Below are 13,318 nucleotides of genomic sequence, written 5' to 3'. Positions count from 1 at the left end.
ATTCCTCAATCCATCTCGCCCGTGACCGCGAGGACGAAATCGGTTTAACACGGACAATCCGCAAACACTATTTCGCTCTTCTGTCGTCAATTGCGTTCGACGTAACGCGTGGCTTTCTCGGCATTATGCTCGGGATTGATTGCATCCCGGCAGCGGAACTGGATAAGCCGAGCCTAGGTCGATTGGCGATCCGCCACGAGATGTGGTTGACCGGTGCATGACAGGGAATTAGCGTCCACTCATAAAACAGGGCACTTTGTTTATTTCGTTTTGATCACTTGAACAAATTCCAACGCGTCTGTTGCCGCTTTGCGCCAACTGGGCTTCGGATTCGTGATGCCCATTTTTTTACCGAGTTCAAACTGCAACATTTAACTCGTGAGCCCTGCCTACTTCACGCGGCGGTCACTCAATGGGTCCCGATATATGAAATTCCTCGCGGAGAACGTCACGAAAGTTTTTCGTGCTCTTGAAGATGGCGGCGTGCCCGTTTGGATCGATGGCGGGTGGGCAATCGACGCGTTACTCAAGGCAGAGACCAGGGAACATACGGATCTGGATCTCATCGTTCCGATAGACTGCGTCGAACCCGCAGAAGCCATTCTCGGCCAGCTCGGCTTTCAAAGAGACGACCGCGAAACCGATATGCCGGTGCGAGTCGTCTTCAAGGATTCCGACGAGCACGAAATCGACATCCACCCGATGACATTCAATCCCGATACCACCGCAATACATATCGACTGCGATACTTTGGGTCAGAAGTACGTCTACATCTCCTCGCCGGCTGGCTTGTCCGGAGTGGGCACGATTGACGGCCGGGTTGTTCGCTGCACCACCGCAGCCGAGCAAATACGTCAAAAGATCGAACGACGTTACTCGCCGTGGTCGCCCGAGCGACTTCGCCCGAATGGCGTTTCGGCCGACCTCGAGGATATATTTTCGCTGCTCAAAGTGTACGGGACCGGCGAAGGCGGACTTCGGGAAACCGCGCCATCCCGGTCAACAAACAACTCCGTTGTCAGCGCCGCCGAGCAGTTCTCGATGCGACGTCTTGATTCACTCAGCGTGAAGCATGCGGAACTCACGCTAAAATACGCCGAACTCAGCGCGCAGCATTCGCAACTCAACGCTCAACATACCGACCTTATAAATCAACATGCGGCTCTCCGCGCGCGGCTGAAATCGATGCGCCGAACGATATCATGGCGGCTAACCGCTCCGATGCGGCACGCCGCGGAATGGGTGGGCGCCGGCTGGTCCAAGCTCAGAACACATTGAGGCGGGTTGGCGAGATCTGTTCACTGAGGCGCTAAAGCGAACACCCGCGGCAAGGGAAGAATCTAGGACGAATGACCGTCGAAGCTCGCATCGTCGATTTTGACCAGCCCCGCACTCACAGCAAGCCAAACGAGATGCGCATCATTCTGCGCTCCGATCTTGCCTTTGATCGCATAGTGGTGGTTACGAACCGTTTTCGTGCTGAGATTGAGCATCTCGGCGATGGCTTCGCTCGTCAGCCCTGAAGCCAGCAACCGAAGAATTTCGGTTTCGCGTGGGCCGAGCTGGTCGATCACGCGCTCGGGCCCCGCAAGGCGATCCGCTGCGATGGCGCGCGAAACGTCTTCGCTCAAGAAGCGGCCGCCCGCAGCCACGGCTTTAACGGCGCGCACCAGTTCCCCCGGTGCGCTGCTTTTCGTTACGTACCCTGATGCACCGGCTTCGAATGCCTTGAGCGCGAATGCGACGCCCAAGTGCATCGTGAAGACCAGGATCTTGGCGTCCTTGTCCCACTGGCGAATGTGGCGCACGCCTTCGATCCCACTCGCACCCGGGAGCGCGAGGTCCATGACGACGACGTTCGGCCGATGTTCCTTGTAGGCCCGGTAAGCTTCCTGTGCGTCGCCGGCCTCTGCGCAAACGTGAAATTCCGCCTGCCGCTCGAGAAGGCGATGGTATCCTTCGCGAACAATCGGGTGATCGTCCACGAGAAGAATCGTAACCGCGCTCATGCGGTCGCCTCGCCGAACGCCAGTTCGCTACGCGATCCGAAAAGCGGGATGAGAGCGGCCACGCGCACGCCCTTCGCGGCCTTGCCGATGGACAGGCTACCGCCGAGAGCGGAAATGCGCTCGCGCATGCCGAGGATTCCGTGTCCGTCACCGTGACCACGATTGATGTTGGCTGCATCTCCACCGCCATCATCTTCGACGGTCAGGCTGATCGTATCGTGTTCCATACCGATGTGCTCGACTTTGAGACGAACCTCGGTCGGCGACCCGTGTTTCATGGCATTGGTCAAACATTCCTGAGCAACGCGATAAATGTCGATCGCGACCTGCTTCGGCAGGGCCGTCAGTTTGCCGATGACGTTCAGCCGGACGACGGCGTGAGAAGCCTGCGCATTGTGATCCGAGACGAGTTGATGAAGGCTGGCTTCGAGTCCGATCTCATCAATATTCTGCGAGCGCAGGCGCACAAGCGCGCCGCGAAGGTTTTCCATCATGCGCTGCTGGGCTCGGGTGATCGCACGCGCATCGTCCGCAAGATCCTCGCGGTCAGCCGGTACTCCCGCTTCGATGCTTGCCGCGAGAGCTGCCGTTGCGGTCAGGCACTGGCCGAATTCGTCGTGCAGATCCCGTGCAAGTGCGCGGCGTTCCTCTTCCTGCACCTGGAACAGGCGCGTCGTAAGCGCAGTGCGCGCTGCGTTGGTGCGTGCCAGCTCCTCCGACAGATCGTTGACGGCACGGGCGATGAGATTGAATTCCGCCGTCCGGAATCTCGGCAAGCGCCATCCCAAGTCGCCTTGCTCCAACTTCCGCAAGCCTTCGATGATGGTACGCGCCGGGATCAGTGCGTGGCCGATCATCAATGTTGCGAGAATGGTAATAGCTGCCGCCATGGCAATTGCGACGCCAACGACGATCGAGACCTGATGCCAGGAGAGGCGCAACGCGGCGTCCGGCTGAGCAGAGGACAGGACATATCCCGCGTCCTTGTCTCGGACGGTAAGATAACGCTTTTGCTCGGTCTGCGGACCGAAGAGGAAATCATACGTCGCCGCGAACCAACCAGGGGCGGGCTCGCCGAGCGCTTCGATCTGACTGCAGAGCTGGCGAGGATCGAGGCCGGGAAGTTTGGCCGTCACGCAAATTCCGGGCGAAACGATGCTTGCGGTCGCCAATGTTTCCCAGTCGGGCATCGGCAGCAGCGTCTCCCTGCTCGCGCCGTTGCGCCATACCAGTTTTTGCCAGTAAAGGCCCGCGAGACGCTGGCTGACGCGGTCCGCCGTAGCCGCTGTCTGGGCATCAATCGAGCGATGGGCATCGATCATGACCCAACCGATCGCGCCAGCCAGGCACAACAGCACAACGGCCAAAAGGCGCCCTACAAGGTGGAACATCAAATGCACGGCACGGCTCCATTTTTCGCGTCATCCGATTTGGCACCGACAAGGGCGCCGTTGGCAATACCCTAGCCCATCTTCGGGCATTTTGCCCAACTCTTCGCGGGGCCGGTGCCCTTCTCGAAATGGCCGTGTTGTCCTCAATCTCGGCGCAAACAGGGACTTCAACCGGCGTGGGACATGTAACTTGGAATATCGCAAGGAATTTCCGACCGAGGCAGCGACTTGGGTGCGGCGCACGCCCCTCTTGTACTGGCTGATCTTCACTGGTGTGACCGCCTTCGCGGCGGTGCTGCTCTGGCACTTCGGCCTCATCCAGCAGATGGTCGTCAGCGATCGGACGCACATTTCGTCGTTGATCGCGCTTCTCTATATCGGCGCCTCTCTGCATTGCCTGTGGCGAACCATCATCATTTCGCGGGAAGAGGATGCGGCGCGGCAGGCAGGAGAACTCGTGGCCGCAGACAGCCGCTTTCTCGCCTTGGGCAAGGGCGGTCCGAGCGCCGCCGGAGAACTTCCCGATGGATTAATCACCGCGCACATCCGCAATCTGGCGACGAAGGCCAGCCTGCAGGGCGGCGCGCGCCTGGACCAGACGCTGCTGCTGAGGGGTTTGGCTGGACAGCTCAGAGGCTCCAACCACTTCGGCTCGTTCGCGAGCGACACATTGATGAAACTCGGCCTGCTCGGCACGATCATCGGCTTCATCATGATGCTGGCGCCGATCGCCGGTCTCGATGCGGACAATCGGGGCGCGCTCAAGTCGTCCATGACGCTGATGAGCGACGGCATGGCGGTTGCTATGTACACGACGCTTGCGGGTCTCGTCGGGTCGATCCTGATCAAAATACAATACTACATGCTGGATGACGCCACGAACCGGGTGTTCAACCTCGCGGTCGGCATGACTGAAGTCCATGTCGTCTCGGCATTGGAACGGCAATCGGCGGCAAGCCAATGATCGACGAATTCGATCTCGTCCCTCGCGACGAGCCCTTCGATCCCTTTGGCGTCATGCTGTTCAAGGCGCTTCAGGTCATCGCCTTTCTGTTCTTCATTACGCTGGTGATGGTGGCGCCGGACGCGAAGAGCGGCAAGGTCGACACCAAAGCGGAATTTCTGATCACAATATCGTGGCCGGACAATCATCCGGACGATATCGACCTCTTCGTGCAAGATCCGCTCGGCCATATTGCTTTCTATCGCCGGCGCGAGGCCGGGTTCATGGTGCTCGATCGCGACGATCGCGGCGGCGCGAACGACTTCATCATGGTCGGAGACACGAAGGTCGATTCGCCAATACGACAGGAAATCGTGAGCATTCGCGGCATCGTCGCGGGCGAATACACGGTCAACGTCTACCATTTCACAGCTGTCACCGGGAAACCCGTGCCCGTTTCGGTGAAGGTCGAAAGGCTCAATCCCACCGTACAGGTCGTGCACTACGACACGATCGAGCTCAACGAAGGCGGTGAAGAGAAGACGGCTGTCCGCTTCACGATGGATAAGGCAGGGCAGGTCACCGCCATCAATCGCGAGCAGAAGTCGTTGTTGCGGCAGCTCGCCTCTTTCAACGGCACGGTGTGGACCGGCATGGGCATGGATAAAGGCGAGAACAAGTGAGCTTGCAAAGTGAAATTCTCGGCCTTGCCATCGCTTATGCGGCGCTCGGTGTCCTGCTCTTGATCGCGCTGACGCGGACCAATCTGCCTGTGAAGGCCAAGACCGGCGCGATCATCGCGACCAGCGTCCTCTACGTCTTCGTCTTCTTCAGGTTGCACGGGCTGCTCGGATGGTCAGCCTACGAAGCCTTGCCACCGCGGTTTGAGCTCCTGTGGGGGCGGGTCGTCGAACGGAATTTCGTCAACAACGAAGCGGGCGCGATCCATCTTTGGGTTGAGGAGCTGGACGATAAAAATCGGCCGAGCCAGGTGCCGCGGGCATTCGTGCTGCCCTATTCCGCCGCCCTCGCGGAAAAGGTTGAAGCGGCCAAAAATCAAATCAACCAAGGTCACCATCAATGGGGCAAGCCGAAGGATTTCGGCTTGGGAGGCGGAGAAGATCATCCCGGTGGCGCGACTGAAGTTCGAACTGGTGGCGGTGCCGGCGGAGATCCTTCGGGCGGCGGACTTCTTGACTCGAAGTTTCTGGGCGGAGGCGCACCTTCGATCGAATTCGCGCCTCTGCCGCCGCCGATGTTGCCGCCGAAGGACGGACCCTGACACAAGGCATCCGGTGCGGGTATTCCTGCCCGCCCGCTTCGCCGCGCAAATAAGCACACTCGGCGACATTGCACTTCCGCGACCGCGCCATCTGGCATAAGAGCGCCCAAACTCTTCATAGGCGCGGCCCCGGATGATTCGTCTCGACAGCATCAGCAAGCAGAATGGTCACCAAATCGTCTTCATCGAAGCGTCGGCCGTGCTCAATCGAGGCGAGAAGATCGGGCTCGTCGGGCCTAACGGCGCCGGCAAGACGACCCTCTTTCGACTGATCACGGGACAGGAGCAGCCGGACGAGGGGCAAGTCTCCGTCGATCGCGGCATCACGATCGGTTATTTCAGCCAGGACGTCGGTGACATGCGCGGGCGCAGCGCCGTCGCCGAAGTGATGGACGGCGCCGGGCCAGTCAGCACGGTCGCCGCCGAGCTCGTCGAACTCGAAGCGGCGATGGCCGATCCGGACCGTGCTGACGAGATGGAAGAAATCATCGAGCGCTACGGCGAAGTGCAGGGGCGCTTCGAAGAACTCGGCGGCTATGCGCTGGAGGGCCGAGCCCGCGAGGTTCTTGCTGGACTGAGCTTCGACCAGGAAAAGATGGACGGCGACGTCGGCGCCCTGTCCGGCGGGTGGAAGATGCGTGTGGCTTTGGCCCGCATTCTGCTCATGCGCCCCGATGTGATGCTGCTCGACGAGCCGAGCAACCATCTCGATCTCGAAAGCCTGATCTGGCTCGAGGACTTCCTCAAGGGCTACGAGGGCGCTTTGATGATGACCTCGCATGACCGCGAGTTCATGGATCGCATCGTCACCAAAATTGTCGAAATCGACGGCGGAACGCTGACGACGTACACGGGTGACTACGAGTTCTACGTGCAGCAACGTGCTCTCTCCGAGAAGCAGCAGCAGGCACAATTCGACCGGCAACAGGCCATGCTGGCGAAAGAAATGAAATTCATCGAGAGGTTCAAGGCGCGCGCGTCGCACGCCGCCCAGGTGCAAAGCCGGGTCAAAACACTCGAAAAGATCGAACGGGTCGAGCCGCCGAAGCGCCGCCAGAATATCATATTCGAATTTCCGTCAGCGCCACGATCCGGCGAGGACGTAGCGACACTCAAGAACGTACACAAAAGCTATGGTTCGCGGAGCATCTACGAGGGGCTGACCTTTCAGGTGCGGCGCAGAGAGCGCTGGTGCGTGATGGGCGTCAACGGCGCCGGCAAGTCGACGCTATTGAAGCTCATCGCCGGCTCGGCCAAACCGGACGAAGGCACGGTTGCGATCGGCGCAAGCGTGAAGATGGGCTACTTCGCTCAACATGCGATGGATCTTCTCGACGGCGAACAGACCGTGTTCCAATCGCTCGAGTACTCGTTTCCCCAGGCGGGCCAAGGTTCCTTACGCTCGCTTGCCGGTTGCTTCGGCTTTTCCGGCGACGACGTCGAGAAGAAATGCCGTGTGCTCTCTGGCGGCGAAAAAGCCCGCCTGGTCATGGCGAAGCTGTTGTTCGATCCGCCGAACTTCCTCGTTCTCGACGAGCCGACCAACCACCTCGACGTCATGACGAAAGAGATGCTGATCACCGCGCTTTCTCAATATGAGGGCGCGATGCTGTTCGTTTCGCACGATCGTCACTTCCTAGCCGCGCTGTCGAACCGGGTTCTGGAGCTCACTCCCGAAGGCATTCATCAGTACGGTGGGGGATACACTGAGTACGTCGAGCGCACGGGCTATGAGGCGCCGGGACTGCGCAGCTGAGCTCGAAGCCGGTTCCGTGCTGGAATCGCGGCGATGCACTCGACAGAAACGACGGTACATCCCTCGTTAACGACGAAGCGCAGGCCGGCGGGTTCACAAACCCTGTTTCGCGTAGGTTCGCACCTCAGCTCGCGCCTTTATTCTTCGCGCGTCGATTTCGATGAGGTGAACCATGTCCTATTCGAACAAGGACGAACAAAGGCTGCTCAGCCACGAGGAATACGAGGCCGTCAATTCGGCCCATCATCCGGCGATCTATAGCCTCGACAAGGACGGCCTGCGCAATCTCGCGTTGCGACTCGAGGGCTATCGCGACAAGGCGCAGACATTCGCACGTCAAAAGCGGCGGGAAGCCAAGGGAACAGCCGACGCCCGGGGGAAGAGCTTTCCAGGCACGGCCGAGCAACCTACACGGCGAAAGCAAGTTTTCGCCCAAGCTCTGAAGCGTGTAAAAAAGGAGCGCGCCCGCCTTTACAATCTGGAAGCGCGGACCGCGAACGTGGAAGCCGCACATCGTGCGTTGGCACTCCACCGTGCAAGCCAATTCGTGCATCATCCTGAGGCAGGTCCAACTGCCAATCCCGGCCAAAAGGCCAAAGGCGGTAGGCCGAAGCGCGTTCGCACACCCGGTTCGAAAGTCGGAAGCATCCTGAAGGCGAACGCCAGGGCTCAGGCGAAACGCGATCAGAGGCCGAACTGACGCCTTCAGAAATTCTACTCCGGTGATCGGTGAAGCTTTGCTGCCGGGCCGTTCGCGGTAGGCCGTGTGGCCTACAGCAAGTTTTTTTGTGGCTCGATGTAACCTTGGCCCGGCCGGGCTCGAATTACGGGGAAGCAGCGTGCGCGCCGGCCATGGGGTCTGGGTGGTCACGCGCCGGTCCCGGAGATCGTTTATGCTTCACCCAATTCGCAATATTGCTTTTGCAATCGCTCTTGCCGTCGGTGTTGGCGCTTCAAGCGCAGCCTTTGCCGAGGATTCGATGAGCAAATCGGGCGATTCCATGCAGAGTGACAGCATGGCAAAGAGCTCGGACTCAATGAAAAGTGATACTGGCGCCATGCACAAGGACAGCATGGGAAAAGATGCCAAGGGCTCAGACTCCATGAAGACGGATAACATGGGATCCGACGCCATGGCCAAGTCACATGACACGATGGCTCCCGAAAAGAAGTAAGATTTCGGAAGTTCAAAGTTCCGCGCTTCAGTCCACCGTCTTTTCGGTCATGGGGCAAGCGCGGAACTTGCCTCGCCGCACTTTCGCGAAGTGGAAGCGCCAATGTCTATAGCTCGTGAGAATGCACAGTCTGTCGATGCTCCGGCGCTTGGACCGCTCGGACCGCTCATCTACCGGCAGAGCGTCGTGACGCGGATCACGCACTGGATGTGGGCGGTTTGTCTGTTCTTCCTGCTGCTATCTGGTTTGCAAATTTTCAACGCGCATCCCGCTCTCTACATCGGCAACGAGAGCGGCTTTGGATACGACAATGCCGTGCTCAGCATGCGCGCGGTGGATACGCCGCAAGGGCCGGAGGGTCGGACCAAGATTCTTGGACACGACTTCAACACGACGGGCGTTTTCGGTTTGAGCGGCCCCGCCGACAACCCGAAGGTTCGCGGTTTTCCATCGGCACTTACTATCCCTTCCTATCGGGATCTCGGCACCGGGCGCGTCGTTCATTTCTTCTTTGCGTGGCTGCTCGTTGCAACGCTCTTCGTTTGGCTGCTCGCGAGCTTTTTCAATGGTCATCTGCGCCGTGACCTCACGCCGACGGGCAAGGACCTGCAGAATTTTCCGAGGGACGTCGCCGATCACGCGCGCTTCCGGTTTCATCACGGGCGCAGCTACAATGTCCTGCAAAAGCTTGCCTATTGCGGCGTGTTTTTCATTTTGTTTCCGCTCATCATCGCAACGGGGCTGACGATGAGCCCGGGCTTCGACGCCGGATTTCCGTGGCTGCTCGAGCTGTTCGGCGGACGTCAGAGCGCGCGCACGCTCCACTTCCTAGCAATGTTTTTGCTCGTCTCGTTTTTCGTCATCCATATTTTGATGGTCTTGGCCGCAGGTCCCTTCAACGAACTGCGCTCGATGATAACGGGATGGTATCGCGCCAGCCCCGGCACGCCGGAGATCGAAGGAGACAAGCGATGAGCCAGAGCAAGATCATGCTCAACCGCCGAAGCTTGTTATCCGCGGGCGCCGCGGGGGTATCATCACTCGTTCTCGCCGGTTGCGACACGTTCGATTTCCTGGGAGAGGGCGAAAGCAAGGTGCGTTCCGTCCTCGAGAAAGCGAACGATCTTACCTACCGCGCTCAGCGGCTGTTGATCCGCAACGGCGCGCTCGCGACCGAATATTCCGAGACCGAGATCCGTCAAGGGCAGCGTCCCAACGGATCGACGGATCCGCAAACGGCCGAATATCTGGCGCTGAAGAGCAATTCGTTCGCCGACTATCGTCTGTCGATAACGGGGCTCGTTGAACGGCCGCGCAGCTATTCGCTCGCGGAGCTGCGCAACATGCCGTCGCGAACGCAGATCACGCGGCACGATTGCGTCGAAGGCTGGAGCTGCATTGCCAAATGGACCGGCACACAGCTGTCCCGCGTTCTCGACGAAGCCGGCGTGAAGCCCAACGCGCGCTTCGTCGTGTTTCATTGTTATGACATTTACGACGAAAGCGATCCGGCGGCCTATTATGAGAGCTGCGATCTGATCGACGCTCGCCACCCGCAGACAATCTTGGCCTACGGGCTCAACGGCCAAAGCTTACCCGTTGCCAACGGCGCGCCGATCCGCGTCCGCATCGAGCGCGCGCTTGGTTACAAGCAGCCCAAATACGTTCACACTATCGAGTTGGCGGATAGCTTCAGCCGGTTCGGCCTTGGCAAGGGCGGATATTGGGAAGACCGTGGTTACGACTGGTATGCAGGGATTTGAGCGGATCCGGCGCGGGGCCGGGGTACTGGGAGGTCAACGGCGATCACAACCGCGCCGATCCCTGGTTCGAACAGCGTTATTCCGACGATTGAGGAGCCTTCTGTCGGCCAATCGCTCGATCGGTTAACATCCTCTAGACGATTGTATTTCTGGCACGATCGCCGGCAAATTGCGTGGCGCCTTGCAACGCAGCATCGGCCGGGTAACTTCTGCCATCGTTTCGGCGGAGCACACGCGCTAGTGTCTGACTCGATTACGGGCATTTCGAAGAGGGTGATTTGTTTCCCTACAGACGTATTTCCGGCAAGAGGCCGGCCCTATTGCCGATCCTGGCCGTCGCTTTTGCTCTCGTCGGCCCTGCAGCCGACGCGCAGGCGAAGGACGCTGCAGCCGGTTGCGAAGCCGCAAACGGGATCTCAATGCTCGCCTCGCCAGTCGCGCCGTGGAAGGGCGCGCCGTTGCGCGTCGTCTTCTCGTCCGAGCAGCCGCTCACCGCGGAGTTTTCCCTTGTCGGTCCCGATGGGGCGGTTGCGATCGCGTCGCGAGAGCGTCACGGCGGCCCGCCATATTTCTGGTTCGCGGAAATCGCGGCCCCCGCTGCTGGAACATGGCATGCCAAGCTTGCGCGTGACGCTGGCGACGGGGACTGCGCGACGATCACCAAGGAGATCACCGTTGGGCGCGCGGCGTCGGCGCCGATTCGGGCGACGGGCAAAAGTGTGTGGCCTGTACGCGCTCAATGGAATCGCATGACGGAGAACCTCTATTCCGCATGGATCGAAAAACTATTCGATGCGCCGATCGAGCAAGAACTCTCGTGGCCGGCGCTGCACGAGGTGCTTCGCGATAAATCGCGGAATTTTCTCTTCAACCATCTGGGACTCGGCGAAGACGATAAGAAATTAATTCTGCAACCGGATTGCGCCGACCTTCCGTATTTCCTGCGCGCGTATTTCGCGTTCAAGGTGGGACTGCCATTTGGATATTCGAAGTGCTCGCGCGGCGGTGGCGGCAAGGCGCCGAGGTGTCCGCAGTGGTTCAACATTCAGCGCGAAGAGTCTTCTCTGACGGCAACGAGCCAGAAAGATGGGCAAGGCGGGGCCGGTTCCATTCTTGCTGTTTTTGGAGCAACTGGCGCCGAAAGTGCGCCGGCGAAAGCATCGTCGCGGCCCCAGGGACTCGTGCCGGGTTTCGGCTATTACCTGCGCACGACGGTTGCCAATGCCGTTCATTCCGGTTCGGGCCGCACTGCGGCGGCTGACGACAATACCGACTATTATCCTGTTCCGCTCAAGGCCGAAACGCTCCGCCCCGGAACGATCTACGCCGACCCCTACGGGCATGTGCTCGTGCTCGTGAAGCGCATCGCACAGACGAATGACTCTGCTGGAGTGTTTCTGGCCGTCGATGGACAGCCGGACGGAACCGTCGCGCGGAAGCGCTTTTGGCGCGGCAACTTTCTCTTTGCGCAAAACCCATCACTCGGAAGTCCCGGCTTCAAGCGCTTCCGGCCAATCGTGGCCGATGCGAACGGCAGCTTGCGGCGACTCGTCAACGCAGAGATTTCGAAAGATCCACAGTACGCCGACTTCTCGCTCGAACAATCGACACTTGGGGTCGAAGATTTTTACGATCACATGGACGATGTGATGTCGCCCGATGCACTCGATCCCATGCGCGCGATGAAGGAGACCATCACGGCGCTCGAAGAGCAGATCAAGACGCGCGTTACGTCCGTCGAGAACGGCCGGAAGTATCAAAACGGCGGCGGCGCGGAGGTTGCTATTCCGGCGGGCTCGGCGATCTTCGAGACGACTGGCGCGTGGGAAGACTACTCAACGCCCTCGCGGGATCTGCGATTGCTTATTGCCATCGATGTCGTGCGCAGTTTTCCGGATCGCGTCGCTCGGCGCGCTGACCGGTATGCCATGCCCAAGGATAAAACACCGGCGGAAGTCAAAGCCGAATTGGAAGGCACGCTTGCAGCAGAGCTTGCTGCGCGAAAGTTCTCCTATCCGCGCAGCGACGGGTCCACATGGACGCTGGCGATGAAGGATGTTGTCGACAGGGCTGCGGAACTCGAGATGGCCTATAACGTCAACGACTGCGTCGAGCTTCGTTGGGGCGCGCCGGAGAAGAGCGACGAGGCTGCAACGTGCAAGCGTCGTGCTCCCTCGGCGCAACGTACCAAGATGGCGGCGGAGTACCGCACCTGGTTTCATGAACGCCGCCGTCCGGCGCGTGGTGAATAGGGGGTACCTTCCAGCGAAGCGCTGAACCTGAAGGCGTTGCTTGCGCGAGCCGCTATTATGGAAAAGACCCCGACGGTTAAACGGCAATATTGCCGTGTCGACGGGGTCAAGTTCGAAGATTGATAAAATTAATACGTAAGAAAAAAATCATTGCTGCAATATACAATTGGCAGTGTACCGCCTATTCGCCGTTATTAATAGGGGGCCAAATCAGTCCAGAGTTGTCCAAACCAAAAGTCATAGATAGAGAAAAACCGCATTTCTCTTGAGGAACCCTGCGAAGGCCGCGAATGATGTCGAGGGAAAGGCAGCACAAAAATGCGGTGTAGATCAGATTATGCGATCGTTCATCTTGTGCGAATAAAGTTACGGCGATATCCAAAAAAAATTCAGCCTATAACATTTGCGTATCAGCTGAACGGCCGGGCTCAAACGCGAACCGCAATAAACTCCGGAAATGAATTTTATTGGTCCGACTGGCTTGACGCGCGCGAGCGATGGGGCAGCGCGGTCGGATAGCGCCGCCGCCGATCGAACCTCAGCCTGTAGAGCGAATTTGCTACTCGTTGCGAGCAGTCACTTTTTGGTCCGCACGGTGATTGCGGTTCGTCAGGAACACGACCACGCCGGTTCCTATGGCGCCAAATACAAGAAGTGCCTCGACTGCGAAGATCATCGTGTAGGCTGAATCGGGCATTGGGCTTCCCCCTTTATTTTTATGGCGGTGATCAAACGCCGATCGCTCGG

Annotated in this window: 13 protein-coding genes; 10 read left to right on the top strand and 3 right to left on the bottom strand. The window is 59.2% G+C overall.

All coding sequences use genetic code 11. From position 1 onward, the window contains the following. The first annotated feature begins 426 nt into the window (after positions 1 to 426). Positions 427 to 1,278 carry a nucleotidyltransferase domain-containing protein gene (locus AB4Z24_RS14905; RefSeq protein ID WP_441709414.1) on the top strand — a complete coding sequence of 284 codons (852 nt, stop codon included), beginning with the start codon at positions 427 to 429 and terminating at the stop codon, positions 1,276 to 1,278. Between the two features lie 62 nt (positions 1,279 to 1,340). Here AB4Z24_RS14905 and AB4Z24_RS14900 read toward each other — a convergent pair whose 3' ends face one another. Then, positions 1,341 to 2,009: a response regulator gene (locus AB4Z24_RS14900; protein ID WP_441709412.1), complete on the bottom strand. Its 669-nt coding sequence runs from the start codon at positions 2,007 to 2,009 to the stop codon at positions 1,341 to 1,343. Then, on the bottom strand, positions 2,006 to 3,400 hold the full coding sequence (locus tag AB4Z24_RS14895) for a sensor histidine kinase (RefSeq protein ID WP_441709469.1): 1,395 nt from the start codon (positions 3,398 to 3,400) through the stop codon (positions 2,006 to 2,008). The genes AB4Z24_RS14900 and AB4Z24_RS14895 overlap by 4 nt, the downstream gene beginning before the upstream one ends. A 190-nt stretch (positions 3,401 to 3,590) precedes the next feature. Here AB4Z24_RS14895 and AB4Z24_RS14890 point away from each other — a divergent pair, with 190 nt between their 5' ends. The 9 genes from AB4Z24_RS14890 (at position 3,591) to AB4Z24_RS14850 (ending at position 12,571) form a co-directional block, all read left to right on the top strand. Then, positions 3,591 to 4,364: a MotA/TolQ/ExbB proton channel family protein gene (locus AB4Z24_RS14890; protein WP_441709410.1), complete on the top strand. Its 774-nt coding sequence runs from the start codon at positions 3,591 to 3,593 to the stop codon at positions 4,362 to 4,364. Beyond that, positions 4,361 to 5,026, top strand: a complete 666-nt coding sequence (locus AB4Z24_RS14885; protein ID WP_441709408.1) for a hypothetical protein — start codon at positions 4,361 to 4,363, stop codon at positions 5,024 to 5,026. The genes AB4Z24_RS14890 and AB4Z24_RS14885 overlap by 4 nt, the downstream gene beginning before the upstream one ends. Next, entirely contained in the window at positions 5,023 to 5,625 is a 603-nt protein-coding gene (locus AB4Z24_RS14880; RefSeq protein ID WP_441709406.1) for a hypothetical protein, read from the top strand. The genes AB4Z24_RS14885 and AB4Z24_RS14880 overlap by 4 nt, the downstream gene beginning before the upstream one ends. Before the next feature lie 133 nt (positions 5,626 to 5,758). Further along, positions 5,759 to 7,381 (top strand): ABC-F family ATP-binding cassette domain-containing protein, encoded by a 1,623-nt coding sequence (locus AB4Z24_RS14875; RefSeq protein ID WP_441709404.1) that lies wholly within the window; start codon positions 5,759 to 5,761, stop codon positions 7,379 to 7,381. A gap of 172 nt (positions 7,382 to 7,553) precedes the next feature. Continuing rightward, entirely contained in the window at positions 7,554 to 8,081 is a 528-nt protein-coding gene (locus tag AB4Z24_RS14870; protein WP_441709402.1) for a hypothetical protein, read from the top strand. 193 nt (positions 8,082 to 8,274) lie between these two features. Then, on the top strand, positions 8,275 to 8,556 hold the full coding sequence (locus tag AB4Z24_RS14865) for a hypothetical protein (RefSeq protein ID WP_441709400.1): 282 nt from the start codon (positions 8,275 to 8,277) through the stop codon (positions 8,554 to 8,556). 102 nt (positions 8,557 to 8,658) lie between these two features. Next, a complete protein-coding gene (locus tag AB4Z24_RS14860) occupies positions 8,659 to 9,531 on the top strand; it encodes a cytochrome b/b6 domain-containing protein (protein ID WP_441709398.1) in 873 nt (290 codons plus the stop codon). Further along, positions 9,528 to 10,319 carry a molybdopterin-binding protein gene (locus AB4Z24_RS14855; protein ID WP_441709396.1) on the top strand — a complete coding sequence of 264 codons (792 nt, stop codon included), beginning with the start codon at positions 9,528 to 9,530 and terminating at the stop codon, positions 10,317 to 10,319. Before AB4Z24_RS14860 ends, AB4Z24_RS14855 begins: the two co-directional genes overlap by 4 nt. Before the next feature lie 278 nt (positions 10,320 to 10,597). Then, positions 10,598 to 12,571 carry a hypothetical protein gene (locus AB4Z24_RS14850; protein WP_441709394.1) on the top strand — a complete coding sequence of 658 codons (1,974 nt, stop codon included), beginning with the start codon at positions 10,598 to 10,600 and terminating at the stop codon, positions 12,569 to 12,571. Between the two features lie 559 nt (positions 12,572 to 13,130). On the opposite strand, the gene AB4Z24_RS14845 is transcribed toward AB4Z24_RS14850, so the two are convergent. Beyond that, complete coding sequence (locus tag AB4Z24_RS14845) at positions 13,131 to 13,268, bottom strand: hypothetical protein (RefSeq protein ID WP_441709392.1); 138 nt, start codon at positions 13,266 to 13,268, stop codon at positions 13,131 to 13,133. Between the last annotated feature and the right edge of the window lie 50 nt (positions 13,269 to 13,318).

Source organism: Hyphomicrobium sp. 2TAF46, assembly GCF_052114865.1.
Lineage (GTDB): Bacteria > Pseudomonadota > Alphaproteobacteria > Rhizobiales > Hyphomicrobiaceae > Hyphomicrobium_B.
Note: the sequence above shows the minus strand (reverse complement) of the source record. Positions and strands in the feature narration are given on the sequence as shown.